The following is a 26,524-nucleotide window of genomic DNA, read 5'->3' on the forward strand; positions in this document are numbered from 1 at the left end:
AAAGACCCCTGCTCAGCGAGGAGTGCCGCGTGCCCAGAGGCGATGGGCGGCTAAGCCACGAGCTCGATCCTCAACTCCCCGGTCCCCAGGACGAATGCGGCGTCTTCGGCGTGTGGGCCCCGGGCGAAGAGGTCGCCAAACTCACCTACTTCGGTATGTACGCCCTCCAGCACCGCGGGCAGGAGGCCGCCGGAATGGCGGTCAGCGACGGGTCCGGGATCACCGTCTACAAGGACCTCGGCCTGGTCTCCCAGGTCTTCGACGAGCAGACCCTGGCGCCCCTGACCGGCCACATGGCCGTCGGGCACACGCGCTACTCGACCACCGGCGGCTCGACCTGGGAGAACTCCCAGCCGACGCTGATGGCGACCAACACCGGCACCACCATCGCGCTCGCACACAACGGCAACCTGGTCAACACCGCCGACCTGGCGCGCGAGCTGGCCGAGATCGGGCACGACCCGGGCGGTACGACGTCCGATTCGTTCCTGGCCGCGGCGATGCTGACGGCCAACGCCGACGAGTCGGTGTGGTCGGCGGCGCTGCGCACGCTGCCGAAGTTCCGGGGCGCGTTCTGCCTGGTCTTCTGCGACGAGCAGACCCTGTACGCCGCGCGTGACGCGCAGGGTGTGCACCCGCTCGTCCTCGGCCGCCTCGACCGCGGCTGGGTGGTCGCCTCCGAGACGGTCGCGCTGGACATCGTGGGCGCGACGTTCGTCCGCGAGGTCGAGCCGGGCGAGCTCATCGCCGTCGACGAGCACGGCCTGCGGTCGGAGCGGTTCGCCAACCCCGATCCGAAGGGCTGCCTCTTCGAGTACGTGTACCTGGCGCGTCCCGACAGCACCATCGCCGGGCGCAACGTGTACGCCTCGCGCGTCGAGATCGGCCGCCGCCTGGCCAAGGAGCACCCGGTCGAGGCGGACCTCGTCATCCCCGTGCCGGAGTCCGGGACGCCCGCCGCGATCGGCTACGCCGAGGCCAGCGGGATCCCCTACGGCCAGGGTCTCATCAAGAACTCCTACGTCGGCCGGACCTTCATCCAGCCGTCCCAGGCGATCCGCGAGCGCGGCATCCGCCTGAAGCTGAACCCGCTCCGCGAGAACATCCGCGGCAAGCGCCTCGTGGTCGTCGACGACACGATCGTGCGCGGCAACACCCAGCGCCAGGTCGTGCGGCTGCTGCGGGAGGCGGGCGCGCTGGAGGTGCACGTCCGCATCTCGGCGCCGCCGGTGACGTGGCCGTGCTTCTACGGCATCGACTTCGCCACCAAGGCCGAGCTGATCGCCGATGGCCTCGACACCGAGGGCATCCGGCGGAGCATCGGCGCCGACTCGCTGGGGTACGTGTCCCTGGACGGCCTGATCGGGGCGACCGAGCAGCCGAAGACGCGCCTGTGCCGGGCGTGCTTCGACGGGGTCTACCCGATCGAGCTGCCCGCCGCCGACCTCCTGGGGAAGCATCTCCTGGAGGGGCTGGACAAGTCGGTCGCGCGGCCGGTGAACGGAAAAACGGCCGGCGCCCGTCTCTAGGGTGTGCCGGAAGCGACAAGGGCGTGGAGCCGATGAACCTGGAAGGTGTGGGAACAGTGGACGGTGGCCGCAAGGTGACGCCGTGGCGCGGAGGCAACCGGCGGGGCTCGTCCTACGCCGAGGCGGGCGTGAGCATCGAGGCCGGTGACCGTGCCGTCGAGCTGCTGAAGCCCGCCATCCGCAAGACGCGGCGTCCCGAGGTGGTCGGCGGCATCGGCGGTTTCGCCGGGCTGTTCGCCCTCGACACGGACAAGTACAAGAAGCCGCTCCTGGCGTCCTCGACCGACGGCGTCGGCACCAAGCTCGTGGTGGCGCAGCAGATGGGCATCCACGACACCGTCGGCATCGACCTGGTGGCGATGGTCGTGGACGACCTCGTCGTCTGCGGCGCCGAGCCGCTGTTCCTGCTGGACTACATCGCCTGCGGTGAGGTCGTCCCGGAGCGCATCGCCGAGATCGCCGGTGGCATCGCCGACGGCTGCCGTTACGCGGGCTGCGCCCTCGTCGGCGGCGAGATCGCCGAGCACCCGGGCGTCCTGAAGGCCGACGAGTACGACGTGTCGGCGACGGGCGTGGGCGTCGTCGAGGCCGATGAGCTGCTCGGGCCGGAGCGCGTCCAGGTCGGTGACGTGATCATCGCGATGGGCTCCTCGGGTCTGCACAGCAACGGGTACTCCCTCGTGCGGCACGTGCTGCTGGGCGCGGGCCGGATGCGCCTGGACCAGGTGGTCGAGGAGTTCGGCAACCAGCGCACCCTCGGCGAGGAGCTGCTGACGCCGACGCGCGTGTACGCCAAGGACTGCCTGGCGCTGATCGCCGAGACCGACGTGCACGCCTTCGCGCACATCACCGGCGGCGGCCTGCCCGGCAACGTCGTGCGGGCCCTGCCGGGCGGCGCCGACGCGGTCCTGGACCGTTCGTCGTGGCGCCCGCAGCCGATCTTCGACCTGATCCGCGACAAGGGACGCGTCGAGGACGGCGAGCTGGACCGCACGTTCAACATGGGCGTCGGCATGGTCGCCATGCTGCCGCGCGAGGACGTGGACCGCGCGCTGGCCGTGCTGGCGGCCCGGCACGTCGACGCGTGGGTGATCGGTGAGATCGTCTCCGGTCAGGGCGAGGTGCGCATGCTCGGGTCGCACCCGAAGTAGAGCGTTTTCGAGACGGCCCGGACCGAAGAGGTCCGGGCCGTTTTCGCGTTCGGGCCCGGGTGGTTTCGGCGGTGTTGGGAGCCGGTGGGCGGGGTGTCCGGGTCGGCCCGGTGGGCGGTGAGGGACGGTCGTCTCACCCCGTGTGATTCCTGAGCGTGGGCTGAACACGTGCGCCCGGAGAGGGCCGAAGTGCCAGTTCCGAGCACATCTCGGTTCGGTAACCTTGCCCCTGCCATGGATACCGTCACCCAGCACCTGCAGGCCTTCGCCGACACCGCCGCCTTCAACCCGCTCAGCCCGAAGGACTGGCTGTCCACCTTCGGGGCCGTGGGCGTACTCGTCATCATGTTCGCCGAGACCGGTCTGCTGATCGGGTTCTTCCTCCCCGGCGACTCCCTTCTGTTCATCGCCGGTGTGGCCACGACGAACGTCATGACGGCCACCCTCGGGTTCAAGCTGCCGCTGTGGACGCTGCTGATCGGATCGCCGTTGTGCGCGATCGCGGGGGCGCAGCTCGGGCACTTCCTGGGGGCGAGGTACGGGCGGAAGATGTTCGACCGCCCGAACTCGAAGCTCTTCAAGAAGGAGTACGTCGAGAAGGCCGAGCACTACTTCCAGAAGTTCGGGCCGGGCAAGGCGGTCATCCTGGCCCGGTTCATCCCGATCGTGCGGACCTTCCTGAACCCGGTCGCGGGGATGCTGGAGATGCCGGCGGGCAAGTTCTTCCTGTACAACGTGATCGGCGGGGTCCTGTGGACCGACGGGGTCATCCTGGCCGGGCACTTCCTGGCCGACGTGATCCCGGACGCCGCGATCGACAAGTACCTGCTGCCGCTGGTGGCGCTGATCGTGCTGATCTCGCTGCTGCCGATCTTCATCGAGATCCTGCGCGGCCGCAAGGAGAAGAAGCGCGAGGCGGAGGCCGGTGGGGCCAACGCGGAGGCGGCGTCCTTCTCGGATTTCGCCGACCTGCGCGAGGACGTCTCGGACGCGCGCACGCAGGTCATCGACACCGGCGCGGTCCGGCGGGGGCGGCCGCAGGCGCACCAGGGGCCGCAGGAGACCCAGGAGATCCGGCTGGAGCAGGCGCAGCGCGAGGCGCGGCAGCAGGCGCAGCGGGACGCCCGGCAGGCGCCGGACGCGCGCGGGCCGCAGGAGTACGGGCGGCACGGGTACGGGCCGCAGGAGGGCTCTCAGGGCTACGGACAGGGCCAGGCGGGCCATGGACGGAGCCAGGGCGGCGGTCAGCCGGGCTACGGGCAGCAGCAGGGCGGCCAGGGTGGCCAGCCGGGCTACGGGCAGGGCCAGGTTTACGGCCAGCCGCAGGGCCACGGTCAGCAGGGTTACGGCCAGCAGCAGGGCTATGGGCAGGCGAGCCAGGGGCGTCCCAGCACCGGTGACGGACGGCACTCGCAGGCGCCCGACGCGCGCGGTTACGGGCAGCCGGGTTACGGCCAGGACCAGCGTGCGCAGGGCGGGCACGGCCATGGTCAGCACGGCTCTGGCCAGCAGTACGGCCGGCAGGGATACGAGGGCCACCAGCCGCCTCCGCAGGATCAGCGGGGGCACTGACGGGCGTCTATGCCCCTGAATGGCCCATACTTGTGGAGCGCGGTGGCCTCGGCCGCCGCGCTCTTTACGAATTCCCTTGTGGACGGCGTGATCGCCGGGCGGCCGATGGGGTGCCCGGGGTGGCGCGCGCGGGGGATACTGTTCCCTGCCACGTGTGTTAAATCCGGGTGAGGCTGAGAGACATGCCATCCACAGGACGTGCGCTCGGCCCTTTCGCCGACGTGTCCACCGAGCGGGTCGAGGGCGCCTACGAGGTGTGCCACGGCACCGACGAGCAGGGTCGTCGCGTCGAGATCCTCACCCTGGGCACCACGTCGGCGAAGGATCCGGCGCGGCGCAGGATGCTGGCCGACGCGGTGGGCTGGGCGAGGTCCACGCACACTCCGGCCGACGCGCCGATCCTGGACGTGGAGCTGGAGGCCGAGCAGCCGTACGTGGTGATGCTGCGCGAGGAGCGTCTGCGCGGCATTACGCGGGTCCTGGACTGGCTGCTGCGGATGGGGCCGGCCACGGGCCCGATCCGGCGGATCACGACGCCCGTGCCGCCGCATCTGATGCGGGTGCAGCCGGTGTCGGGTCCGGTGCCGCCGCCGGTGAGCGCGATCCCGAAGCGCAAGACGAACGGGCCGTTCGTGGCCCTGGTCGTGATGGCGCTGGTGCTGGTCGTGTTCGGTGGTGGCGCGCTGGCCATCTGGGTGGCGCGCGACAGTCCGGCGGTGAGTTCGGACGGTCCGCAGGGCGGGGACAAGGAGCCGGGCGGGAAGCCGCCCGGGGAGACCGCGACCGAGCCGCCCCGGCCCGTCATCGACGAGGACCGCAAGGCGAAGTTGCCCGGCACCGAGTCGATGTGGGACGAGGCGAATTCGGTGGGCGCGGCGGTGTCGAGCGAGCCCGGCTGGCCCTTCGCGTGGCGTTACGACAAGCGCCTCGGGTGTGACGCGGAGGAGAAGGAGATCGACTGTGTCGTCCGCGCGGACGTGCCCGGCTCGGATGAGCTGAAGGACGCGCGCCTGGCGGTGGCCCTGCGGCCCTGCCCGGGTATCTGCGACGCGAAGGCGCGGGCGGCGGTGCTCCCGGCGGACGTCTCGTGGACGCCCGTCGATGAGAACACGTATTACGTGCTGGTCGGGACGGGTGGGGTGTTCCGGCTGGAGATGGTCATGTACGTGACGGACCCGCAGAACCCGGAGCGGCACTGGCAGGTGCTGGCGAGTGGGCTGGGTGAAGGGGCGCACGGTCGCGAGATCGTGGAGAAGAGCATCAACGACGTGTACGCGCAGGCGGGCTGACGGACTGGGGAGCCGCGGGCGGCCATCTGGCATGGCGGTACCGGATGGGCCGCCCGAGTTCCGGCGGGCGCTGGGAGGTAAGTCCCGGGGGATGTGGCGTGCTTCGGCTTCGATGGCGGGGCGGCACGGCCATAGGACGGTGTTGTTGGAGCGGTTGGTGGAGTTCTTGCGGGTGCAGTGGGCGCAGAACTCGCCGGTGTTGCCGTCGGGGCCGTGGGGGCCGTAGTCGACGCCGGGGATCTTCAGGCGGCGGAGCATAAGAACCGCACCTCCCGCCGCCGGGACTGCCGGCGGAGTCGGGCGATGATCCCGTCGAGGCGGTGTGTCCACCCGAAGTTGTGGCGGAGGAGAAAGAGAAGGTCCCGGCAGGGCCAGATCCGGTCGCAGCAGGTGCAGCGGGCGACCAGGGCGAGGACGGGGAATCCGGCGAGGAAGACGAAGCGCAGGCGGCGGCGCGTGGGACGGTGCCGCATGATCTGGTGCCGCAGGATCGAGACGGGCATGACCGTCATGAGGGTGACCCGCACTTCGGGCAGCCGGCGGCGTGGCGTTTGAAGACGGCGGTGAGTTCGCGCTCCAGTAGCCGTCTGCGAGCGGATCGGTACGGATCGTAGGTGAGGGTTGTCGGACCCTCGTGGTAGACAGGTTTCTGATCGGGTTTCGCCACGGCGAACCTCCGGTTGTGAGGACCGGGGCGGGTTTGGATGCCAACCAAGAGGGCCCGCCCCGGTCGTTCTGAGCCTGCGGAAGGTCTTGCCGGACCTTCCGCAGGCGTGATTTCCCCTTCGTGCCCGTCTCGCATTTACTGCTTGCATTGACGGGCTAACTCTGTTGTAACATTCTGAAGAAGCGCATGCAAGTATGGTGGGAAGATCAATTCAAGGAGTCGCAACATGAGGGGACCTCGCCGATCTGGCGCCAAGGTGAAGCAGCCTCGTATTCGCGCGATCTGGCTCGGCCGGGCGCTTCAAGAGCTGCGTATCGAGGCGGGCGTGGTGGCGAAGGATGTGGCCACGCACATCTATCGCGATCAAGGCACGGTCAGTCGAATCGAAGATGGTCAAATTCCGGTGACCGAGGCGATCTTGAACGGATACTTCGAGATCTGCGGCGTGACGGACCCGCACCGGCGCGCCGACCTGACGGTGATCTGCCGTGACGCGGCACAGTCGGGCTGGTGGGACGGCTACAAGAGCGACGTGGCGGGGATCCTGATGGATCGCACGTGGCTGGAGTCGAAGGCGATCTCGATCAGCAACCTCGACGTGAACCAGGTGCCCGGGCTTCTACAAACCGCCGAGTACGCCGAGCTGCTCATGCGCAGTGTCGAGCCATGGCGCGGCGATGCTGACGTGGCGCGTTTCGTGGAACTGCGAATGACGCGGCAGCACGTTCTGTCGCGGTACAAGCCGGTCGAGTTTCAGACGATCATTGAGCAGGCTGTGCTGACCCGATCGGTCGGTGGGGTGGCGGTGATGCGTGAGCAGCTTGACCGTCTGCTGGTGGAGTCGGAGCGGTCGAACATCGAGATTCGCGTGCTCCCGAGCGACAAGTATGTCGGGATCACCGGTTCATTCGAGGTGTTCGAACTCGCCGCGCCATATCCCGAGATCGCTTACATAGGAACGCCTTCGGGTGACATCTGCGTGGAAGGAGAAGCGGTCGACAGGCTCGCCGGCGCGTATGATCGGCTTCTGGATGCCAGCCTGGACGCCGAGGCGTCCCGGGCACTGATCATGGCCGAGAGGGACAAACTGTGACCCCCGAGATTGAAGTCGGCGCGTGGCGTAAGAGCACCCGTAGCGGCAGCGGTGGCGGGAGCAACTGCGTCGAAGTCGGCGCATGGCGCACGAGCACCTGCAGCTCTGGCGACGGCGGCCAGTGCATCGAAGCCGGTGCCTGCACGCACGGCATCGCCATCCGCGACACCAAGGACCGCACAGGCCCCGTCCTGACCGTCACCCCCGGGAACTGGGCGGGGTTCGTCGCGAGCTTGACGAACTAGCCTTTCCGCTCGCGGTACGCGCCGACCTTGTGCCGGTTGCCGCACCGCTGCATGGAGCACCACCGGCGGTTGCCAGGGCGGGACGTGTCCAGGAACGTCAAGAGACATCTACTGCCCTGACATTGGCGGACACGTTCTCTAAGGTCCGTGCCGATGATGCCTACGGCATCCCTGGCAGCCGCCGCCAAGATCTGGGTCCCCGTCACGGGCGGGGCCCAGGTCGTGCGACCGGTCTTCGTATCTATCGCGATGCGGGGTGGGGCGCCTACGGCCTCGTTGATGACCACCAAATCCTCTGGCGCGGGCTGGTCGCCTGCGGCCAGTGCGGGAGCGACCCTCCAGAGGGTGTTGCGGAACTCCCTCAGCGCGCGCATCTCCTCGTCTGTCGCCACGACATCGGCCGGATCGAGGGGGATGCCGATGGTCATCCGGGACTCGGCGATCCAGGGCCCCAGGTTCTCGACCTTATCGAAGACCTCGTAGACGCTAAATCTCCCCGGCGCGCCCGTGACCAGCAGTTCCAGGGCGAAACTCCCCGCATCGAACATGAAGGGCTCCCCGGTCAACGGAGTCAGCCGCCTTGCGCCAACGCTCATGTAACCACTATAGTCAGTGTCGAACCGGTTATACAGGTTACGGATTCACCCAGACCCAGGAGGCAGCATGAGCACCGACCCCAAGGCCGAAGCCGAACTGATCGCCCTCGAAGAGGCCATGTGGGACGCCAACCGCGCAGGCGACGGCGCCTACTACGACAAGGTCCTCCGCGACGACGCCATGGGCGTCTCGAAGTGGGGCCTCCTCGACAAGGCCACGGCCGTCGCGGGCATCTCGGCCAACCACAACCCGTACCTGAAGACCGACCTCTCCCAGATCAAGGTCCTGATGGTCAACGAGGACGCCGCCGTCGTCACCTACAAGGCCGACGTCCTGGTCCTGGTCAACGGCGAGGAAACCCCGACCTCCGCCTACGCGAGCACCGTCTATGCCCGCGAGAACGGCACCTGGACCCCGGTCTTCTTCCAGCACACTCCGCTGTAGGACGGCTAGGCGCTGCCGCGGACCCAGTACGCCTTCACCGCCGGCACCGACACCAGCTCACGCTCGGGATACCGGAGGGCGGTCAGCCGCCCTCCGTAAACAACCCCCGTGTCAACGCACATCGTGTTGTTGACCCACGTCGCCTCGGGATGCGGCGTGTGCCCGTAGACCACCGCCGCCTTCCCGCGATAGTCCTTGGCCCAGTCCCGCCGGATCGGCAGGCCGTCCTCATCCACCTCACCGGTGGGATCGCCGTACAGCGCGAAAGACCGCACGGCCGCCCCCCTCTTCCCGTGAAAGTGCTCGGGAAGCCCGGCGTGGGCGATGACCAGCTTCCCCTCATCAAGGCTCAGCTGCTCGGGCAGCTCGTCCAGAAAATCCCGGACGTGCCGCCGGAATCCGTGCCCCTCGCGCTTCATCTCGCCGACCGTCGTCTGGAGACCCCTGCCCACCTTGACATTGCGCCCATGCAGCCAGCGCGCCAGCTTGTCATCGTGGTTGCCCACCACCGATAGGGCGTACCCGTCGTCCACCATGGACATGACGCGCCTCAATACACCGACAGAAGACGGCCCGCGGTCCACCAGATCCCCCACGAAGACCGCCGTACGCCCCTCGGGATGCCCGCGCTTCCCGTAACCGAGCCGGTCCAGCAGCGAACCCAGCTCCCGCAGGCAGCCGTGGACATCCCCGATCACGTCGTACATGCCCCGACTGTAGATCTCTAGGATGAACGTTCGCCCCAGAACTCCAGGGCCTCCCGGGCCGCCAGGGTCTGCGGATGCCCCGGCCCCAGCAGGTACCGGGCGTCGAAGACCAGGCGCTCGTACTCGTCCTTCACCTCTTCCCCCGCGGCGGCCCGCCAGTTCAGCAGATCGTGCCTGGTCAGCAGCACCACCGGGTTCTGCGGCCCCAGTTCGCGGACGCGCGCGTCCAGCAGCACCCGCAGGCTCCGGGCCGCCGAGGACGCGTGCCCCGACCTCCCGTGCCAGTTCGCCAGGTCGTGCCTGATGTCCAGCGTGTGCGAGTGCAGCGGCCCCAGCGCCCGCGTCGCCGTGGACACCAGCGACGCCAGGACGCGCTCGGCCGCCCACGGCCCCCGCGCGGTCCCCGCCCAGCGCGCGAGCCCCTGCCCGGCCCGCAGGGTCTCGGGATGATCGACCCCGTGAATCCGCGCGCACTGCCCGGCGATGACCGCGTACTGCTCGGCCGCCTCCCGGGCGTCCCCGGAGCGGCCCTGCCACTCCGCCAGCCGCGACCAGGCGTCCAGGGTGCTCGGATGATCCGCCCCGAACGTCCGGAGCCGGTCGGTGAGCAGGCGGGCGAACCCGTCCAGGGCCCCCGCCACGTCCCCGGACTCGCCGCGCCAGTGCGCCTCGCGGGTCATCGAGGTCACCGTCCGGTCGTGGCCGGCTCCCAGGTGCCGCAGCGACAAACGCGCCAGCTGCCCGAAGTGGACGGCCGCCGCGCGCGCCAGCCCCGCCGCGCCCAGCGACTCGCCGAGCCGCAACAGCAGCAGGTGGCAGTCGGGCGTCCACAGCGTCTCCCCGGCCAGATCCCGCAGCAGGATCGCGTTCTGGCGCAGCGAACGGGTCAGCGCGTCATCGTGGTTGGCGGGATCCTCCGGCGGCCAGGCCGTGGTCAGCGCCTCCGCCGCGACGTGCACGACCAGCGGATCGCCGCTCAGGTCCATCGCGCGGGTCGCCTCGGCGGCCTGCACGAGGTGCTCGCCGCGCGTGATGAGCCCCAGCCGGTGCAGGACGTCCAGGGCCCCGGAGGCTCCGGCGACCTCCTCGGCCGAGACCGGACGCCCGGCGGCCCGTCCCAGGTGATGCAGCACCACGGGCTGCGTGAACACCGCCAGCGGGATGCCGCGCCCGTCCAGATGCGCCACCAGCTGCCGCAGCATGCGCGCCACGCCGTCCGGGACCTGCTCGTCGGCCAGATCCGCGCACAGCGCCACCGTCCCCGCAGTCGTGCCCATGACCGTGCCCGCCGCCGCTCGCTCCCGGGTCGCGGCAGCGAGGAGCTTGCGATAGTCGTGGCACGTGACGCGCTGATCGCGGATGTAGGCCGCCGCCTGCGCCAGCGACAGCGGATGATGCCCGAGATCGGCGGCCAGCTCGGCGTACTCGTCCAGCAGCTCGGCCTCATCGAGGAGACTCGCGGCGAGGAACTCGTAGGACTCCACCGGCCGGAACGGGCCCAGCTCGATCACGTGCGCCCCCACCGGCAGGGGAGGCGCGACGCGAGCCGTGACCAGAACGCGGCCATTGGGGTTGCCGGTGGGCCAGAGATCGGCCAGCGGATCGACGGGAACGCCCGAGCCCCCGAGCTCGGCCGGATCGGCCAGATGGCCCAAGTCGGTCAGATCGTCCAGGTCGGCCAGATCGTCCAGGACGATGAACCAGCGCTTGTGGGTGTCGCGCGCCCAGCTCAGGAACCGGGCCGCGCGCGCCTCGGCGTCACCGATCGCCGACGTGCCGCGCTCGACCAGGTCCGCCGCCTCCGCGTAGGCCGAGAGCACCGCCTCACGGGTCGCGCCGGGCACCCAGATCAGCAGATCTATCTCCCCGGCCTTCTCCAGCGTGCGCACGTACCGCGAGGCCGCCTGCGTCTTGCCGACCCCGGACGGCCCCACCAGCACGTGCACCGGCCCGGTCGTCTCATAGCGGCGATCCCGGTTGCGCGGCTCGTCCAGCGCGAAGGTCGCCTCCCGGTGCTGATGGCAGCGCACCTCGGCGGGCGGGACGCCGACCCGGCACGGCCAGGGAATCGGCGTACGCCAGGAGTACTCCCGCGTGTCGCGGGACGCCGCGTCCAGCCACCGTCCATGATGGAGTGCCGGTGGTTCCACGCCACGCCCCCAGTCCTGTCCTGCCAACACGAACCCCGCCGCAAGGTCCACATCGGACACGTAAACACCCTTTGATCAAGGATGCCGCAGTTGTCCCCCGGACGCCAGTCTCGGCGGGTGTCGGCCATCCGTCCGGGGGAGTAACGGGCCGGTACCCGGGCCCGCCGGAGGCGAGCTGATCCGGGGTCGCGTCCCACACTCCGGAATCTGCACTACCCTCACCAGCGTGACCGGAAACGCAGACCTCAAGAGCGCGGTCGTCATCGGGGCGGGCACCATGGGCGCGGGCATCGCGTACGTGGCCGCCACCGCGGGCTACACCGTCGACCTCGTCGAACCCGACGGCACCCGCCGCGCGGCCGTCGGCCCACAGCTGCGGACCGTCTTCGACAAGGCCGTCGCACGCGGCAAGGCCACCGCGCAGGACGCCGACGCCGCCCACGCGCGCATCGCCTACCGCGCGTCCCTCACCGAAGTCGCCGAAGGCGCCGACGTGATCGTGGAGGCCGTCCCCGAGCGCCCGGAGCTCAAGCGGGCCGTGCTCGCCGAGGCCGCCGCCCGCAAGCCGCGCCTCCTCGCGTCCAACACCTCCAGCATCCCCATCGCCAGCCTCGCCGAGGGACTGCCCCGGCCCGAGGCGTTCCTGGGCCTGCACTTCTTCAACCCGGTCTACGCGATGCCGCTACTGGAGATCGTCATCGGGCGCGAGACCTCCGAGGACGCCCGCGAGCAGGCCCTGGCGCTCGCCCGCGAGCTCGGCAAGGACCCCATCGTGGTCAACGACTTCCCCGGCTTCGCCACCTCCCGCCTCGGCGTCGCCCTCGGGCTGGAGGCCATCCGGATGCTGGAGGACGGCGTCGCCTCGGCCGCCGACATCGACAAGGCCATGGTCCTCGGCTACCGGCACCCCATGGGACCCCTCGAACTCACCGACATCGTCGGCCTCGACGTGCGCCTCGACATCGCCCGGACCCTCCAGAAGGCCTACGGCGACCGCTTCGCGCCGCCGGAGCTGCTCGTCTCGAAGGTCGCCGAAGGCAAACTCGGCAAGAAGACCGGCGAGGGCTTCCACGTGTGGGAGGGCCGGTAATGGCCGTCCGCGTCGAAGAGCGCGAGGACCGCGTCGTCGCCGTCCTCGACCGGCCCGAACGCCGCAACGCCATCGACCAGGAGATGGTCGACGAACTCCACGAACTGTGCGCCAAGCTGGAGCGCGAGCCCAAACCGCTGCTGCTCACCGGCGGCGCCGACGGGATCTTCGCCTCCGGGGCCGACATCGCCCAACTGCGCGAACGCACCTCCGCCGACGCGCTGCGGGCCATCAACCAGGGCGTGTTCGCGCGCGTCCGGGCCCTCCCGCTGCCCACCGTCGCCGCCATCGACGGGCCCGCCCTCGGCGGCGGCGCCGAACTCGCCTACGCCTGCGACATCCGCGTCTGCACCGACCGGGCCTTCTTCGGGCAGCCCGAGGCGCGCCTGGGGATCCTCGCCGGTGCCGGGGCGACCTGGCGGCTGCCCGCACTGGTCGGCGAGTCCCTCGCCAAGGAACTGCTGTTCACCGGACGCCGGATGCCCGCCGAGGAGGCCCTCGCGGCGCGGCTGGTGTCGCGGGTCGTGCCGCCGTCCGAACTACTGGACACCGCGCACGCGATCATCGACGACATCGCCAAGGCCGCGCCGATGGCCCTGCGGCTCACCAAACTCGCCGTGGACGCCCCGGGCGCCCACCCCGGGCTGGAGCTGGCCGCGCAGTCGCTGCTGTTCGACTCCGCCGACAAGCGCGAGCGGATGACGGCGTTCCTGGAACGCGGCAAGAGGACATGATGGGGCCGGCCCGGCGAACCCCTCCGACCGGGCCGGCCACCTTTCAACCGGGTTAGGCGCCGCTGACCTTGGCGATCCCGGAGTCCGCGGCCACCCGCACCTTGTAGGGCGAGGTGGCCGTACTGGCCATGTTCACTTCCGTGCTCATGGCCGACACGTCCAATTGATATCCCGCCGCGACTGAGGGGAGCCTGAGATCGATGTTCCCCGAGGAGGATGTGATGTCCACCATGGACGGACTTGAGACGTAGGTCACGTCCACGTTCCCGTGGTCGGAGTGGTAGGTCGCGCCAGGTGACGAGATGTCCTCGGCGGTCACGTTCCCGCTCGACACGCGCACGTCGAGTGGCCCGGCGAGCCCGGACAGGTCGGCGTTGCCGTGCGACAGGGACAGCGTCACCGCGCCGGTCAGGTCGGCCACGTCCACGTTCCCGGCCGACGAGGTGACCTTCACGGGCGTGGCCGGGGGGACCCACACCGTGTAGTCGATCTGGCAGTCGTCGCCGCACGTGCCGTTCAGGCGCAGGATTCCGCGGTCCAGCACGCCCCGGCCCCCCGGCTCGTCGCCCTCGTACCAGCGGACCGCCCGGTCCACCCGGGCCTGGCCGTCCCCGCCGCGCATGACCTTCACGTTGCCCCGGTCCGTCGTGATCTCCAGCGCGACGGGGGCGGGGTGGGTCTCGGTCGAGGACGCCCGCTCCGGCCCGGCGAAGTGCTGCGCCATCCACACGATCATCGCCACGACCGTGGCGACCACGGTCCCGGTGATGACCAGGCGGGGGAAGGTGCGGCGGGTGCCGGACTGCGGGACGGTCATGAAACCAACGTAGAACCGCCCGGTTGCTGGCGGTATGGGGAATGACCCTTAAGTTCGGCTCCGGGGAAAGGGGGCCTACCCCCACCCGGGAATCGGGGCATCACCCCATGGTTGACGGCCCCGGACCTCCATAGATTTATGAACGTAAACGCGGTGAGCCGAAACGGAGCACCGGAACCCCGGAACCACCCCGAACAAGGAGCCCCTCATGTCCGAGCGCAACCCCGATCCGTCGAGCCGGGTCATCATCCTCATCGGTCTGGTCGTGCTCGGCCTGCTGATCGCCGGCGGCGTGGTCGCCTGGGGCCTGAGCCACGGCTTCGGGCCGCAGAAGAAGGAGACCCAGAGCCAGACCTACACCGACGCCGTCACCGCCATCGACATCCACTCCGACTCCGGCGAGGTCACCATCAAGGCCGGCGCCGAGGGCGAGATCAAGGTCGAGCGGACCCTGCACTGGTACAACACCAAGCCCAAGGTCGACGAGAAGTTCGAGGGCACGACCTTCAAGGTCTACGACGACCAGAACTGCAACTGCGGCATCGACTACGTGATCACCGTCCCGAAGAGCGTGTCGGCCAAGCTCGACATCGACTCCGGTGACCTGAGCATCGAGGGCGTGACCGGTGCCGTGGACGTCACGGCCGACTCGGGCAACGTGACCCTGGAGGACCTGCCCGGCGCGCTCACCATCAACGCCTCCTCCGGCGACATCCGCGGCGACCGGCTGAGCGGGGCCACCGCGACCGTCACCGCCAGCTCCGGCTCGGTGAACCTGACCTTCACCACCGCGCCCAGCTCGCTGGACCTGAACGTGGACTCCGGCGACGTCGACGTCACCGTCCCGAACGTCGCCGAGGGCTACAAGACCAACGTCAAGGCCGACTCCGGCGACGTGGACACCGACGGGCTCACCAAGAACGACTCCTCGGCCCGCAGCATCACCATCGACGTGGACTCCGGGAACGTCACGGTCAAGTCGTGACCCGGTAGGGACCGGAAAGGGTCGGAGGGGTTCGCCCACCCGGTCCCGCAACGCAAGAGACGAAGGGCGGCGCGTGAGGCGCCGCCCTTCGGCGTGTCCGGCTAGTCGCCCGCTTCGGCGGGCTTCTTGTAATGGGCGAGGTAGGCGGCGATCTCGTCGGTCAGCTCGCCGCCGAAGTACTTCGAGACCACGTACCAGGCCTTGCATTCGAGCCAGTAGCGGTAGGCGAACTCCTCGATGGACGGGCCGGTCCAGGAGAAGCGGACCTCGCCGCCCTCCTCTTCGCCGCCGCCGTCATCGGTCTCGGGCTCGTCGTCCTCGTCTTCTTCGTCGTCGTGGTCGGCCCATTCGTCGGACCACTCCGACTCGGCGATGAACGAGGTGCCGTCCGGGCGCAGGTAGAGGTACCAGAACAGGCAGTCCTGCTGGTCGCGGAAGAAGCGGATGACCACCGCGTCCTTCTCCACCGGGCTCGGGACCGGCGCGGAGATGTCGATGTAGCAGGAGGTGGTGGACACCTCGTCGAGCTGCTCGTACAGCTCGGGGCGGGTGGCGAAGTGCACGAAGGCGTCCGGGAGGACCATGCACTCGGGCAGCGATCCGGCGATCTCGGCCAGGAACTCCACCTGCTCGGGATCGGGTGCGCTCCCGGCGGCCTCCCCGGCCCAGGCGAAACCCTTCAGGCGCGCCGGATCCAGTGGTGGGAGCGTGTCGTAGTCCCAGCCCGAGTAGGTGGCGAACATCGACGCGGGACGGTGGTCCTCCAGGTCGGTGGCGGCCCAGACGCGGGGGAAGACGGGACGCGGTTGGTCAGTCAAGGACGGCTACTCCCTCCAGTTCGACGAGAGCCGCATCGTCCCAGAGACGTGTGACACCGATCCCGGCCATCGCCGGGTACTCGGTGCCGGCCAGTTCCCGCCAGACCGCGCCGATCTCGCGGGCGGCGGCCTTGTAGGCGGGCACGTCCACGATGTAGATCCGCAGCTGCGCGAGCTGTGCGGGGTGTCCACCGGCCTCGGCGAGGGCGGCCAGGATGTTGGCCAGGGCCTGCCGGAACTGCGGTACCAGCCCACCGTCCACGATGGACCCGTCGGGGGCCATGCCGGTCTGCCCGGCCAGGTAGACGTGCGTGCCGGTGGCGACCACGGCGTGGCTGAAGCCCGAGGGCTTGGCGAGACTCTGCGGGTTGACGCGCTTCATGACTGGACCGCTCCTCCGTCCACATTGATCCCCTGGCCGGTGAGGGCGGCGTTGGCCACGCAGAACGCGACCGTCTCGGCGACCTCGGCCGGGGACACCAGTCTGCCGATCGGCTGCCGCGAGGCCAGCAGGTGCCGGGCCTCGTCCTCGCTGCGGATGGTGCGCGCGGCGATCAGCTCGATCGAGCGCTCGGTCATCGGAGTGTCCACATAGCCCGGACACACCGCGTTGGCGGTGACGCCCTTGCCCGCCAGCTCCGCCGCCGTGCTGCGGACCAGGCCCAGGACGCCGTGCTTGGCGGCGGTGTAGGCCGCGACGTAGGGATCGCCGCGCTTGGCGGCCATCGAGGCCACCACGACGATCCGGCCCCACTGCGCCTCGACCATCCCCGGGATCGCGCGGCGGACGAAGCGGAAGGGCGCGGTGAGGTTCAGGTCCAGGGCCTGGGCCCACTCCTCGTCGGTGATCCGCGCGACCGGCGCCGAGGTCGCGCCACCCGCGTTGGCCACCAGGATCCCGACCGGGCCGCCCCACTCCTCGGCCTTCGCGAAGACCTCCTCGGCGGCGTCCTTCGCGGTCACGTCGGCGGGGATCGCCAAGGTCGGACCCGGGCACTCGGCGGCCACGGCGGTCAGCTCGCGGGCGGTGCGGGCGGTCAGGACGACGCGGTGGCCGTCGCGGGACAGGCGCAGCGCGACCTCGCGTCCGATGCCGCGCCCGGCACCGGTGACCACGGCCGTGCGTGTGTCATGCATGCGGTCACTCTAGGGTTTCCGGACGCGCAGGAGGGCGATCACGGTGAGCGCCCCGGCGGCGGCCAGGGCGGCGGTCGCCCACGAGACGGCGTGCCAGGCATCGGTCAGGGCACCGGTAAGGGCGGGCTCGGCCTTGCCGGAGACCGCGCGGGCGGCGGCCTCGGGGTCCCCGGCCCGTGCGGTCAGCGCGATGAGGACCGCGCCGAAAGCGGACATGACCAGCGCGTTGCCCGCGCCGCGGATCGTCCCGAGCAGGCCGGAGGCCATGCCCACGCGGTCCGGCGAGACGCGGCCCATGGCCTGCGCGTCGATCATCCCGGCGGCCAGGCCGTTGCCCGCGCCGATCAGCGCGAGCGGGCCGAGCAGGCCCGTCAGGTCCGCCGACAGCGTGGTCAGCCAGGCGTTCCCCCCGGCGATGGCCAGCAGCGCGACGCCGATGAGCGCCCTCGCCGGGACCCCCTTGTTGATCAAGAAGGCCGCGATCTGCGGCACCACCAGGATCGGGACGGTCATCATGAGCATCATCAGCCCGGCCGTGCGCGGGCTGACGCCCCCGGCGCCCTGGAGGTAGCCGGGCAGGCTCACCAGCAGCCCCGACACACCCACCGCGAGGGTGACGGCGGCCAGCAGCCAGCCGAGGAAGCCCCGGTCCCGCAGCAGCGCCAGGTCCAGCACGGGTGTCTTCACCTTGCGCTCGATGAGGACGAACGCGGCCAGCAGCGCCAGCGCCGCCGCGCCGACGGTGAGCGGGACGGCGTCCGTCCACGCGCTCTTGGCGCCCTGCGTCACGCCGTACATGAGCGCGGCCAGGCCCGCGACGAACGTGGCGACGCCCGCCTTGTCGATGCGGGGGCGGCCCTCGCGGCGTCCGGGGGCCATGAAGAGGGTCCCGGTGAGCATGGCGGCGGCGACCACCGCGAACAGCGCGAAGGTGAGCCGCCAGTCGAGGAGCTCGACGAGCAGCCCGGACAGCGTCGGGCCGACCGCCATGCCGACGCCCGCGATGGTGCCCATGGCCGCGAAGGCGCGGTTGCGGGCCCGGCCGGTGAAGGTCTGCGCGAGGATCGCCGCGCCCGTGGTCATCACCGCGCCGCCGCCGACGCCGGAGACGACCCGGGCGACGTCCAGGGCCAGGATCGTGGGCGCGGCGGCGGACAGCGTCACGCCCACCAGGTAGACCGACAGGCCGGCGACGAAGACCCGGCGACGGCCGAACAGGTCGCCCAGCGAGCCCGCGACCAGGCCGAAGGAGGCCACCGCGAGGAAGTAGCCGGAGACGACCCACTGGAGCGAGGCGCCCGCCGCGTTCAGGTCGGCGCCGATGCGCGGCATGGCGACGGTGGTGCCGGACATGAGCATCGGGAGCGTGAGGAAGCCCGCGAGGACGACGGTGAGGGTGACCGCGGGGGACGGGCGCAGCCGGGGGATCGGGATGGGGATCGAGGGGTTCGTCATGGAGGCGACGCTAGGACCTCAATATTGGTTCAGGTCAAAGCGATGTGACGGTGAACATGGGTCAGCCCAGGATCGCGTTGACCAGGCGGTCGACCTGGCCGTCCAGTGCATCCCACGGCAGGCCCGGCTCGTTGATGCGCAGCGAGACCGCGCCCAGGACCGCCGAACGCAGATCGAGGGCCGCGGCGACCGGGTCGGTGCGCGTGCAGGGGTGGACGGCGTCGACCAGGCGCTCGAACATCGCGGCCTTGAAGGGCATGGCGGGGCTCGTGCGGCTCTCGTGCATGACCTTGGTGAGGCCCGGATTCGCCAGGGCCCAGGCGGCCATGGCCTTGAGGCGGACGCGGAGGGCCTGGCGGGGTCCGGGGGCCTCGGCTCGGGCGGCTTCTTCGAGCCGCGCGTCCACCGCCGCCGACATGTCGGCGTGGCAGCGGGTCATCGCGGCGATGACGAGGGCGTCGCGGTCGGGGAAGTGCAGGTAGACCGAGGTCGGGGAGATGCCCAGGGCCTTGGCGACCGCGCGCAGCGACATCGCCTCGTCGTCGCCGAGCTCGGCGAGCATCGCGGCGGCGGCGGCGACGATCTCCTCGCGGAGCAGGTCGCCGTGCCCCCGGGCGTTGGGGCGGCGGGTCGGGCGCTCGGGTGCGGTCACGGGGTGATTCTAGTGCTTGCCGGACGGGCGTCCTTGAGAGTACGGTCGTTCATTAGTGGACAGGTGTCCACTGAACATTGTGGAGGATGCGCGATGACTCTGACCCCTGCCCCGACCATGACCCAGGACGAGGTCTCGGCCGCGATCGCCCGCGCGCAGGCGAGGGCGGTGGAGCTGGGCGCGCGCGTGTCCGTGGCCGTCGTGGACGCGGGCGGGCACGTGCGGGGCCTGTCGCGGATGGCGGGCGCGGCTCCGCTGTCGGCGCGGGTCGCCGAGGCGAAGGCGGCGAGCGCGGCCCTCGTCGGCCGCGACGGGGACGGGCTGCGCGCGATGCAGGAGGCGTGGCCCGCGCTGTTCGCGGGACTGGGCGAGGTCGCGGGCCGCCCGATCGTGGCGGGCGCGGGGATCAGGTTGCTGCGGGAGGGTGACGCGGGCGGGGACGGGCCGGGTGGGGAGATCGTGGGCGCGATCGCGGTGAGCGGAGGCGCGCCGGAGGTGGACGAGGAGTGCGCGGCGGTGGGGGTGGGGTAGCGCTTGGGTGGATGGAAGGGAGTGGGGCCGGGAGACGCCATGAGCCGGGGGTGCACTCGTGCGCACGGCCTTCGCGGAGGCTGCGGGCTTGTCGCGTCACCGCTCGCCACAACGTGGGGTGCGGCGTGCTCGCCGATCTCCGTGACCGCGAGTTCGGCCTGGCTCGCAGGGCCTTCGCCGGTGCCGTTCTCGTCCCCGGGCCTCGTCGCCGGCCCTGGCCCGTGCCGATGGCCACCTCGGGCGAGGGCCTGGGTCGGTGAAAGGCCGCGCGAACGCCGTTGTCCGCGCGGCCCGTTCCCCGCTCGCCCGGCCCACCCGCCGGGTGAGCGCGGGTCCTACTCGGCGGTCTCGCCGCCGAAGATCTCCGTGATGAGGCGTCCCACCGCTTCCTGGAAGGTCGTGCTGAGCGACAGTCCGGCGTCGTCGACGTAGTTCAGCGAGGCGGTCATCGTGGTGCGGCCGTCGGGGGTGGCGTACATCAAGGCGGCGTGCCCGGCGATGCCGCCGTTGTGGGTGATGACGGTGCCGCCGCCGTCGACGGGCTGGATCATGACGCCGAGGCCGTAGGGGACCTTGGGGTGGGGCGTGAACATCTCTTCCATGAGTTCCCGGGGCAGCAGCTTGCCGGTGACCAGGGCGGTGATGAAGCGGTGCAGGTCGCGGGTCGTGGAGATCATGTCGCCGCCGGCCGAGATCCAGGAGGGGTTCTGGCGGCTCACGTCGGTGGTCTGCTCCACACCGTCCACGTCGTAGCGGTAGTAGGCGTGGGCGTAGGGCTCGGGAAGGTCGGTGGCGGTGCCGGGGACGATGGTGCCGGTCAGGGCCAGGGGGTCGAGGACGCGGCGGTGGGTCTCCTCGGCGATGGGGCGGCCGGTGAGGCGCTCGACGAGGAGGCGGGCCAGGACGTAGTTGGTGTTGGCGTAGCTCCAGTCGGCGCCGGGCTCGAAGCGGGCGGGGCGGGCCAGGGCGAAGCGGACGAGCTCGTCGTCGGTGTAGGTCCGGAAGCGGTTCTCGACCCAGGCCCGGCCGCTCCAGTCGATGCCGGGGGTGACGGTGCCGTCCTCGAAGTACTCGCCGGTGAAGTTGAAGAGGCCGCTGGTGTGCTGGAGGATCATCCGGACGGTGATGCGGCGGTCGAGGCCGAACTCCGGCAGGTGATCGGCGAGCACGTCCTCAAGTCCGACACGGCCTTCGGCCACGAGCTGGAGCACCAGGACGGCGGTGAAGGTCTTGGTGTTGCTGCCGATGCGGAAGTGGCCCTCGGTCGAAGGAGCCTCCGTGCCGCCCAGTTCGGCGAGTCCGGCGCTGCCGGTCCATTCGCCGCGCTCGTCGTTGACGCGCATGTGGATGCCGGTGAAGCCCTTGGCGGCGATCTCCTCAATGGCCTGCTGCAATTCGGGACGCTCGACGCGCTCGCGGGTGGTGAAGGTGGTGGGGAAGTCCTTGTCCTCAGTCATGCGGCAAGCTTCGGCGGGCCCGCTGTCACCGGGCTGTCTCCGCGCCTACACGCCCGCTGACATGGCCGGACGTCGCTAGAGCATGCGCGCCACGTGCAGCGCGGCCGGTTCGGCGAGGCGTTCGCGCAGGCGCTCGAAGAGCTCCACCGCGCGGGTGGCCGGCCAGTCGTCCGGGAGCAGCTCCTTCGGGAGGCCCGGGTCGAGGTAGGGGAGGCGGCGCCAGGCGTCGACGGCGGTGACCCAGTGGGCGAAGGCGTCGGCGGGTTCCGGGGACGCCTCCGGGGTCTCGTGGGCGGCGATCCACTCCTCGTACATCGCGCGCAGGGCGTCCAGGTCCCACCAGCGGGCGACCTCGGTGCGCAGGTCGGCGGGGCCGAGGTGGTCGGAGCGGAAGAGGGAGGCGTAGCCGTCGAGCCCGGCGCGGCGGAGGGTCTCGGCGGCGGCGCCGGCCACGTGCGCGGGGGCGATCCAGACGCCGGAGGCGGCCACGCCGAAACCGAGCCAGGTGAGCTTCGAGCGGAGGGTGTGCCGCTTGGTGCGCTGGGACTCCGGCACCGAGAACACGCACAGGACCCAGCCGTCGGCGACCCCGGCCTCGGGGTGGCCGAAGATGCGGCCGTCGCCCTCCTCCAGGACCTCCCGGCCCCAGGTGGTGAGGGCGTAACCGGCGGAGTCGGCGACCCGGGCGGGTTCGATGACGCCACGGCGTTTCAGGCGCGAGACGGCCGAGCGGACGGCGGGCTCGTCGACGCCGAGGGAGCTCATCAGCCGGATGAGACCGGCCACGGGGAGGGCGCCGCCGCTGTCGCGGGCGTAGAGCCCGTAGACGGTGACGATCAGGGAGCGAGGGGTCGCCATCCGGCAAAGATATGCCTTTTCGATGACGACCGTCGCGGGGATACCCCATCGGGCCCGAAAACCGGGATACTGCGAGGGACTGACCACTGAGGACCCAGTGGAGGGACGCGATGCCACCGACGCCACCGTCGCCTACTTCATCAGCACACGTGGACACCTTCGCGCGCGACAACCTCCCGCCGCGCGAGCTGTGGCCGCACATGCCCTACGAGCTGCCCGAGCTCGCCTACCCGCCCCGGCTGAACTGCGCGCACGCGCTGCTGGACGCCGTGATCGCACGTCACGGCGCCGGGCGGCCCTGCGTCCTGACCCCCGGCGACGCCTGGACCTACGGCGATCTGCTGGACCGCGCCAACCGCCTGGCGAACGTGCTCACCGGCGACCTGGGCGTGGTCCCCGGCAACCGGGTGCTGCTGCGCGCCCCGAACAACCCGTGGCTGGTGGCCTGCTGGTTCGCCGTCCTGAAGGCGGGCGCGATCGCGGTGACCACGATGCCGCTGCTGAAGGAGGCCGAGCTGCGGGCCATCGGCGAGATCGCCCAGGTCGATCTGTCGCTTGTGGACGACCGTTTCGCCGCCGATCTGCTGTCGGCCGACATCTCGCCGGTGCACACCTTCGACGAGCTGCGCGACCGCAGCGCCACCCGCTCGCCGGAGTTCGCCACCGTGGACACCGCCGCCGATGACGTGGCGCTGCTGGCCTTCACGTCCGGCACCACCGGGCGTCCCAAGGCCACCATGCACTTCCACCGCGACGTGCTGGCCAACGCCGACACCTTCTCCCGGCACATCCTCAAACCCCGGGCCACCGACCTGTTCATCGGCTCGCCGCCCCTGGGCTTCACCTTCGGCCTGGGCATGGAGGTGGTCTTCCCGATGCACGCGGGCGCGGCCACTCTGCTGCTGGAGAAGGGCACGCCGGACCTGCTGCTGCCCGCGATCGCCGAATTCGGCGCGACCGTGGTGGCCACCGCCCCCACCGCCTACCGGGCGATGCTCAAGGAGTTCCGCGAGCTGCCGAGCCTGCGCCGCTGCGTCTCGGCGGGCGAGCCGCTGCCCGAACCCACCTGGCACGACTGGCGCGCGGCCACCGGGATCCCGCTCATCGACGGGATCGGCGCCACCGAGATGCTGCACATCTTCATCTCGGCCGCCGACGCCGACATCCGGCCCGGCGCCACGGGCAAGGCGATTCCCGGCTACGAGGCGCGCATCGTCGGTGAGGACGGCGAACCGCTCCCGGACGGCGAGCTCGGGCGGCTGGCGGTGCGCGGCCCGACGGGCTGCCGCTACCTGGCCGATCCCCGGCAGGCCGACTACGTCCGCGGCGGCTGGAACCACACCGGCGACATCTACTCCCGCGACGCAGACGGCTACTTCTGGTACCACTCCAGGGGAGACGACATGATCATCTCCGCCGGGTACAACATCTCAGGCGCGGAGGTGGAGTGGGCGCTGCTGTCGCATCCGGCGGTGGCCGAGTGCGCGGTCGTGGGCGTGCCCGACGCCGAGCGGACCATGACCGTCAAGGCCTGCGTGGTCCTGCGTCCGGGCCTCACCGCGACCCCGGACGACCTGATCGCGCACTGCCGCGACCGCATCGCCGTCTACAAGCGACCGCGGGTGGTGGAGTTCCTGGACGCCCTGCCGCGCACCTCCACCGGGAAAGTGCAGCGCTTCAAACTCCGCTGATCGGGTACCTTGCGGCCATGCGGAACGGAAAACGGCCGGTGGCCGTGGTCACCGGCGTGGGACGCCGCGCCGGCATCGGTGCGGCCCTCGTGGACAAGCTCGCCGCCACCGGCTGGGACATCGCGTTCAGCTACTGGCGTCCCTACGACGACCGGATGGAGTGGACCACCGCCGATGACGAGGCCCGCGACGCGATCGGCACGCGCCTGACCGCGCACGGCGCGAAGTGGCTGGCCGTGGAGTCCGATCTGTCCGATGTGGACGCCCCCGGGCGCCTGCTGGACGCCGCCGTCGCCGGGCTGGGACCGGTGCGCGCGCTGGTCATGGCGCACTGCGAGTCGGTCGACTCGTCCATCATGGACACCACCGTCGGCGCCTTCGACCGGCACTTCGCGGTCAACGCCCGCGCGGTCTGGCTGCTCATCAAGGCCTACGCCGAGCGCTACACCGAACCCCACGGCAGCGGCCGCATCGTCGCCCTCACCAGCGACCACACCGCCCACAACCTGCCCTATGGCGCGAGCAAGGGCGCGCTGGACCGGATCGTGCTGGCCGCCGCGCGCGAACTGGCGCACCTGGGCGTCACCGCCAACGTCATCAACCCCGGCCCGGTCGACACCGGCTGGATGACCGACGAGATCCGCAGGGCCGCGCTGGAGGCCACGCCCCTCGGGCGCGGCGGGCGTCCCGCCGACACCGCGAACCTGCTCGGGTTCCTGTGCTCGGAGGAGGGCGGCTGGATGAACGGCCAGCTGCTCATGAGCAACGGGGGCTTCGCGCCCTAAAGGATCAGTACTCCCACCACAGGAACCGCCGCACCCGCCGCACCCGCAGCGAGGACGCCGTCAGCTGCCCGCTGAAGCGGAAGTGCAGCGGGCTCGGGCCGGTCTCGGAAGGATCGGTCTCGGCGGCGTTCTTGGCCGAGGAGGCGAACAGCTGGACGCCGTGGTCCTCGGCGGTGGCGTGCCGGGGCAGCACGATGGTGATGCCGCTGGCCTTGGCGTCCAGCTCGACCTCCACCAGCGTCTGCGGGATCACCGCGTGCGACATGTCGAGGCGGACCCCGCCCGCCTTCGCGCTGATCTTCAGCTTCCCCGGGACCAGCCAGCGGCCCCGCCGCTTCACCGCCGAGGCCATCGCCTTCAGCTCCAGCTCGGAGGCGGCGGCCACCGGCGCGCCCTGGGAACCTCGCTGCGGCAGGTCGGCCAGGATGGGCTCCAGGTCGCCGAAGGTCTTGGCCGCGTAGACCCGGTCCACGCGCTCGGCGAACTCGTCGAGTTCGAGGCGGCCCTCGGCGGTGCAGGCCTGGAGGTGGGCGATCACCGATTCGCGATCGGCGGTGGAGATACGCAGGTCGTGACGCTGGAGCTCGCCCGCCATGGCGCACCCTCTTTCGATGTCGGGGTTTGGTGACATCTTAGTGACGTCATCAAGGTGGGGCCAGAGCCATAAAAAGGGGCAGAGCCTTAGAGCTCGCTCAGGAAGCTCTCGTGGGTGCCGGGGACGGTGACGGCGTAGGCGCCGCCGCGCAGGCCCGCCGCGACGGCGTCCCCGCCGGTGAGGCTGGCGGCGAGGTAGGCGGCCACGAAGGAGTCGCCCGCGCCGTTGGTGTCGGCGACCGGCCCGGGCGGGGCCACGGCCGGGTGCTCGCGCAGGCCGCCGCCGTCCAGGACGAGGCAGCCGTCCGCGCCCGACATCGCCACCACCGTCGCGCCCCTGATCGCGCGGATCTCGCGCATGGCGGCCGCCGGGTCGGCGAGGTTCGCGGTGGAGACGAAGACCAGGCCGGCGCGCTCGGCGAAGCGCCGGTGGTAGGGGTCGCGGCCGTCCCAGTCGTGCAGGTCGGTGGACGAGGGCACGCCCAGCCGCGCGGCGGCGTCCAGCACCGGCAGCGCGTAGGAGGCGATCGACACGTGCACGTGCCGGGCCTTGGCCAGGTGCGGCAGGAAGAAGTCCTCCGGCAGGTCGCGGCCGGGATCGCGCGGGTCGTAGAAGGACATGCGGCGGCCCCCGGCGTCCACGAGGTTCACCGAGCGCGAGGTGCCCGCCGGGTTGGGCAGCCAGTGGAAGTCGAGGCCGCGCCGGGCGTAGGAGTCCAGGATCAGGCGGCCGTGGTCGTCCTCGCCGAGGAAGTCCAGGAAGGTGGTGGCCAGGCCCAGGGCGTGGCAGCCGAGGGCGACGCCGTTGCCGGTGTGCCCGACGTAGTCGGTGATGCCGGGGGCCATGACCGAGTCGCGGTAGGGGACGGGTAGCGCGTCGACGCCGACGATGGTGTCGACGCCGGTCAGCGCGACGACCAGGACGTCGCTCACATGCACGACCCGTGCGCGCCCTCGGCCCCATCGGCCAGCGCCAGGCGGGTCAGGACGCGCAGGAAGGCCGCCTTGTCCTCGGCGGGGATGCCGTCCAGCATCGCCTTCTCCACGGCGTCGCGGCAGGCGGTGAGCTTGTCGTGCACCTCCAGGCCCTTCTCGGTGGCCTCGGGCACGCGGACGCGGCGGTCGCGCGGATCGACCTTGCGCACGACGAACCCGTCGCGCTCCAGGCGGTCCAGGATCGCGGTGAGGGTGGTCTTGTCCAGGCCCACGGAGGCGGCCAGGGCCAGCTGGGTGCGCTTCTCGCCCATCGCGAGGGAGCCCAGCACGATCCAGTCGCGGAAGCCGGATAGGCCGAACCGGTGGGCGACCTGGTCCAGCTCGATGCGGAACAGCTGCGAGGCGCGCGCCAGCATCCACGACACGTCCCCGTTCGGGCAGGACCGGTCGGGGCCCGGACAGAGGTCCTCGTCGTGGTGCAGGTCGGTGGGCGCGCTCATGGCACCACTCTAGCGCGGACCGTTCGTCCGTGATACGTTC

The 26,524-nt window shown here is 71.0% G+C and carries 26 protein-coding genes and 1 pseudogene; 13 read left to right on the plus strand and 14 right to left on the minus strand.

The window, feature by feature from the left end:
• Positions 1-29: 29 nt before the first annotated feature.
• The 6 genes and pseudogenes from purF to QSK10_RS26240 all read left to right on the plus strand — a co-directional run.
• Positions 30-1,490: pseudogene (gene purF, locus QSK10_RS26215) on the plus strand (amidophosphoribosyltransferase); the annotation flags it as partial.
• 71 nt (positions 1,491-1,561) lie between these two features.
• On the plus strand, positions 1,562-2,680 hold the full coding sequence (gene purM, locus QSK10_RS26220; protein WP_285665718.1) for a phosphoribosylformylglycinamidine cyclo-ligase: 1,119 nt from the start codon (positions 1,562-1,564) through the stop codon (positions 2,678-2,680).
• Between the two features lie 234 nt (positions 2,681-2,914).
• Positions 2,915-4,252, plus strand: a complete 1,338-nt coding sequence (locus QSK10_RS34215) for a DedA family protein (RefSeq protein WP_349497706.1) — start codon at positions 2,915-2,917, stop codon at positions 4,250-4,252.
• 182 nt (positions 4,253-4,434) lie between these two features.
• Positions 4,435-5,541: a hypothetical protein gene (locus QSK10_RS26230; RefSeq protein WP_285665720.1), complete on the plus strand. Its 1,107-nt coding sequence runs from the start codon at positions 4,435-4,437 to the stop codon at positions 5,539-5,541.
• Between the two features lie 893 nt (positions 5,542-6,434).
• Positions 6,435-7,301, plus strand: a complete 867-nt coding sequence (locus QSK10_RS26235; protein ID WP_285665722.1) for a helix-turn-helix domain-containing protein — start codon at positions 6,435-6,437, stop codon at positions 7,299-7,301.
• Entirely contained in the window at positions 7,298-7,546 is a 249-nt protein-coding gene (locus QSK10_RS26240) for a DUF397 domain-containing protein (RefSeq protein WP_285665723.1), read from the plus strand. The genes QSK10_RS26235 and QSK10_RS26240 overlap by 4 nt, the downstream gene beginning before the upstream one ends.
• Here QSK10_RS26240 and QSK10_RS26245 read toward each other — a convergent pair.
• Positions 7,543-8,142, minus strand: coding sequence for a CGNR zinc finger domain-containing protein (locus tag QSK10_RS26245; RefSeq protein ID WP_285665725.1), 600 nt, complete (start codon positions 8,140-8,142; stop codon positions 7,543-7,545). The genes QSK10_RS26240 and QSK10_RS26245 overlap by 4 nt on opposite strands.
• A gap of 67 nt (positions 8,143-8,209) precedes the next feature.
• On the opposite strand from QSK10_RS26245, the gene QSK10_RS26250 reads away from it, so the two are divergent.
• Entirely contained in the window at positions 8,210-8,587 is a 378-nt protein-coding gene (locus tag QSK10_RS26250; protein ID WP_285665727.1) for a nuclear transport factor 2 family protein, read from the plus strand.
• 5 nt (positions 8,588-8,592) lie between these two features.
• Here the strand turns inward: QSK10_RS26250 and prpE are convergent, their stop codons facing one another.
• Both prpE and QSK10_RS26260 read right to left on the minus strand, forming a co-directional pair.
• Entirely contained in the window at positions 8,593-9,294 is a 702-nt protein-coding gene (prpE, locus tag QSK10_RS26255) for a bis(5'-nucleosyl)-tetraphosphatase PrpE (RefSeq protein ID WP_285665729.1), read from the minus strand.
• 17 nt (positions 9,295-9,311) lie between these two features.
• Positions 9,312-11,444: a hypothetical protein gene (locus QSK10_RS26260; protein ID WP_285665731.1), complete on the minus strand. Its 2,133-nt coding sequence runs from the start codon at positions 11,442-11,444 to the stop codon at positions 9,312-9,314.
• A gap of 226 nt (positions 11,445-11,670) precedes the next feature.
• On the opposite strand from QSK10_RS26260, the gene QSK10_RS26265 reads away from it, so the two are divergent.
• Both QSK10_RS26265 and QSK10_RS26270 read left to right on the plus strand, forming a co-directional pair.
• The gene (locus QSK10_RS26265; RefSeq protein ID WP_285665733.1) at positions 11,671-12,534 is read left to right on the plus strand and encodes a 3-hydroxyacyl-CoA dehydrogenase family protein; all 864 of its coding nucleotides are present in this window, start codon (positions 11,671-11,673) and stop codon (positions 12,532-12,534) included.
• Positions 12,534-13,268, plus strand: coding sequence for an enoyl-CoA hydratase/isomerase family protein (locus tag QSK10_RS26270; RefSeq protein WP_285665735.1), 735 nt, complete (start codon positions 12,534-12,536; stop codon positions 13,266-13,268). Before QSK10_RS26265 ends, QSK10_RS26270 begins: the two co-directional genes overlap by 1 nt.
• Positions 13,269-13,320: 52 nt before the next feature.
• Here QSK10_RS26270 and QSK10_RS26275 read toward each other — a convergent pair whose 3' ends face one another.
• Positions 13,321-14,085: a DUF4097 family beta strand repeat-containing protein gene (locus tag QSK10_RS26275; protein WP_285665737.1), complete on the minus strand. Its 765-nt coding sequence runs from the start codon at positions 14,083-14,085 to the stop codon at positions 13,321-13,323.
• Between the two features lie 208 nt (positions 14,086-14,293).
• Between QSK10_RS26275 and QSK10_RS26280 the strand changes: the two genes are divergently transcribed.
• Entirely contained in the window at positions 14,294-15,070 is a 777-nt protein-coding gene (locus QSK10_RS26280) for a DUF4097 family beta strand repeat-containing protein (protein WP_285665738.1), read from the plus strand.
• A 101-nt stretch (positions 15,071-15,171) separates the two neighbouring features.
• Here QSK10_RS26280 and QSK10_RS26285 read toward each other — a convergent pair whose 3' ends face one another.
• The 5 genes from QSK10_RS26285 to QSK10_RS26305 all read right to left on the minus strand — a co-directional run bounded on the left by QSK10_RS26285 (position 15,172) and on the right by QSK10_RS26305 (position 19,132).
• Positions 15,172-15,888, minus strand: coding sequence for a hypothetical protein (locus tag QSK10_RS26285; RefSeq protein ID WP_285665739.1), 717 nt, complete (start codon positions 15,886-15,888; stop codon positions 15,172-15,174).
• Positions 15,881-16,270 carry a RidA family protein gene (locus QSK10_RS26290; protein WP_285665740.1) on the minus strand — a complete coding sequence of 130 codons (390 nt, stop codon included), beginning with the start codon at positions 16,268-16,270 and terminating at the stop codon, positions 15,881-15,883. The genes QSK10_RS26285 and QSK10_RS26290 overlap by 8 nt, the downstream gene beginning before the upstream one ends.
• On the minus strand, positions 16,267-17,025 hold the full coding sequence (locus QSK10_RS26295; RefSeq protein WP_285665741.1) for an SDR family NAD(P)-dependent oxidoreductase: 759 nt from the start codon (positions 17,023-17,025) through the stop codon (positions 16,267-16,269). Before QSK10_RS26295 ends, QSK10_RS26290 begins: the two co-directional genes overlap by 4 nt.
• A 9-nt stretch (positions 17,026-17,034) precedes the next feature.
• Complete coding sequence (locus QSK10_RS26300; RefSeq protein WP_285665742.1) at positions 17,035-18,480, minus strand: MFS transporter; 1,446 nt, start codon at positions 18,478-18,480, stop codon at positions 17,035-17,037.
• A gap of 61 nt (positions 18,481-18,541) precedes the next feature.
• Positions 18,542-19,132, minus strand: a complete 591-nt coding sequence (locus tag QSK10_RS26305; protein ID WP_285665743.1) for a TetR/AcrR family transcriptional regulator — start codon at positions 19,130-19,132, stop codon at positions 18,542-18,544.
• 93 nt (positions 19,133-19,225) lie between these two features.
• Between QSK10_RS26305 and QSK10_RS26310 the strand changes: the two genes are divergently transcribed.
• Complete coding sequence (locus QSK10_RS26310) at positions 19,226-19,663, plus strand: heme-binding protein (protein ID WP_285665744.1); 438 nt, start codon at positions 19,226-19,228, stop codon at positions 19,661-19,663.
• Between the two features lie 335 nt (positions 19,664-19,998).
• Here QSK10_RS26310 and QSK10_RS26315 read toward each other — a convergent pair whose 3' ends face one another.
• Together QSK10_RS26315 and QSK10_RS26320 are read right to left on the minus strand one after the other, a co-directional pair.
• Entirely contained in the window at positions 19,999-21,120 is a 1,122-nt protein-coding gene (locus tag QSK10_RS26315; RefSeq protein ID WP_285665745.1) for a serine hydrolase domain-containing protein, read from the minus strand.
• A gap of 75 nt (positions 21,121-21,195) precedes the next feature.
• Positions 21,196-21,978 (minus strand): PaaX family transcriptional regulator, encoded by a 783-nt coding sequence (locus tag QSK10_RS26320; protein ID WP_285665746.1) that lies wholly within the window; start codon positions 21,976-21,978, stop codon positions 21,196-21,198.
• Positions 21,979-22,127: 149 nt separating this feature from the next.
• On the opposite strand from QSK10_RS26320, the gene QSK10_RS26325 reads away from it, so the two are divergent.
• Positions 22,128-23,669, plus strand: a complete 1,542-nt coding sequence (locus QSK10_RS26325) for an AMP-binding protein (RefSeq protein WP_285665747.1) — start codon at positions 22,128-22,130, stop codon at positions 23,667-23,669.
• Positions 23,670-23,686: 17 nt separating this feature from the next.
• Entirely contained in the window at positions 23,687-24,454 is a 768-nt protein-coding gene (locus QSK10_RS26330; protein WP_285665748.1) for an SDR family oxidoreductase, read from the plus strand.
• A gap of 4 nt (positions 24,455-24,458) precedes the next feature.
• Here the strand turns inward: QSK10_RS26330 and QSK10_RS26335 are convergent, their stop codons facing one another.
• The 3 genes from QSK10_RS26335 to QSK10_RS26345 all read right to left on the minus strand — a co-directional run bounded on the left by QSK10_RS26335 (position 24,459) and on the right by QSK10_RS26345 (position 26,484).
• A complete protein-coding gene (locus QSK10_RS26335) occupies positions 24,459-25,049 on the minus strand; it encodes a DUF1707 SHOCT-like domain-containing protein (protein ID WP_285665749.1) in 591 nt (196 codons plus the stop codon).
• 86 nt (positions 25,050-25,135) lie between these two features.
• Positions 25,136-25,981 carry a carbohydrate kinase family protein gene (locus tag QSK10_RS26340; RefSeq protein ID WP_285665750.1) on the minus strand — a complete coding sequence of 282 codons (846 nt, stop codon included), beginning with the start codon at positions 25,979-25,981 and terminating at the stop codon, positions 25,136-25,138.
• Positions 25,978-26,484, minus strand: a complete 507-nt coding sequence (locus tag QSK10_RS26345; protein WP_285665751.1) for a MarR family winged helix-turn-helix transcriptional regulator — start codon at positions 26,482-26,484, stop codon at positions 25,978-25,980. The genes QSK10_RS26340 and QSK10_RS26345 overlap by 4 nt, the downstream gene beginning before the upstream one ends.
• Between the last annotated feature and the right edge of the window lie 40 nt (positions 26,485-26,524).

Origin of the sequence: Actinorhabdospora filicis, from assembly GCF_030269765.1 — a bacterium.
Lineage (GTDB): Bacteria > Actinomycetota > Actinomycetes > Mycobacteriales > Micromonosporaceae > Actinorhabdospora > Actinorhabdospora filicis.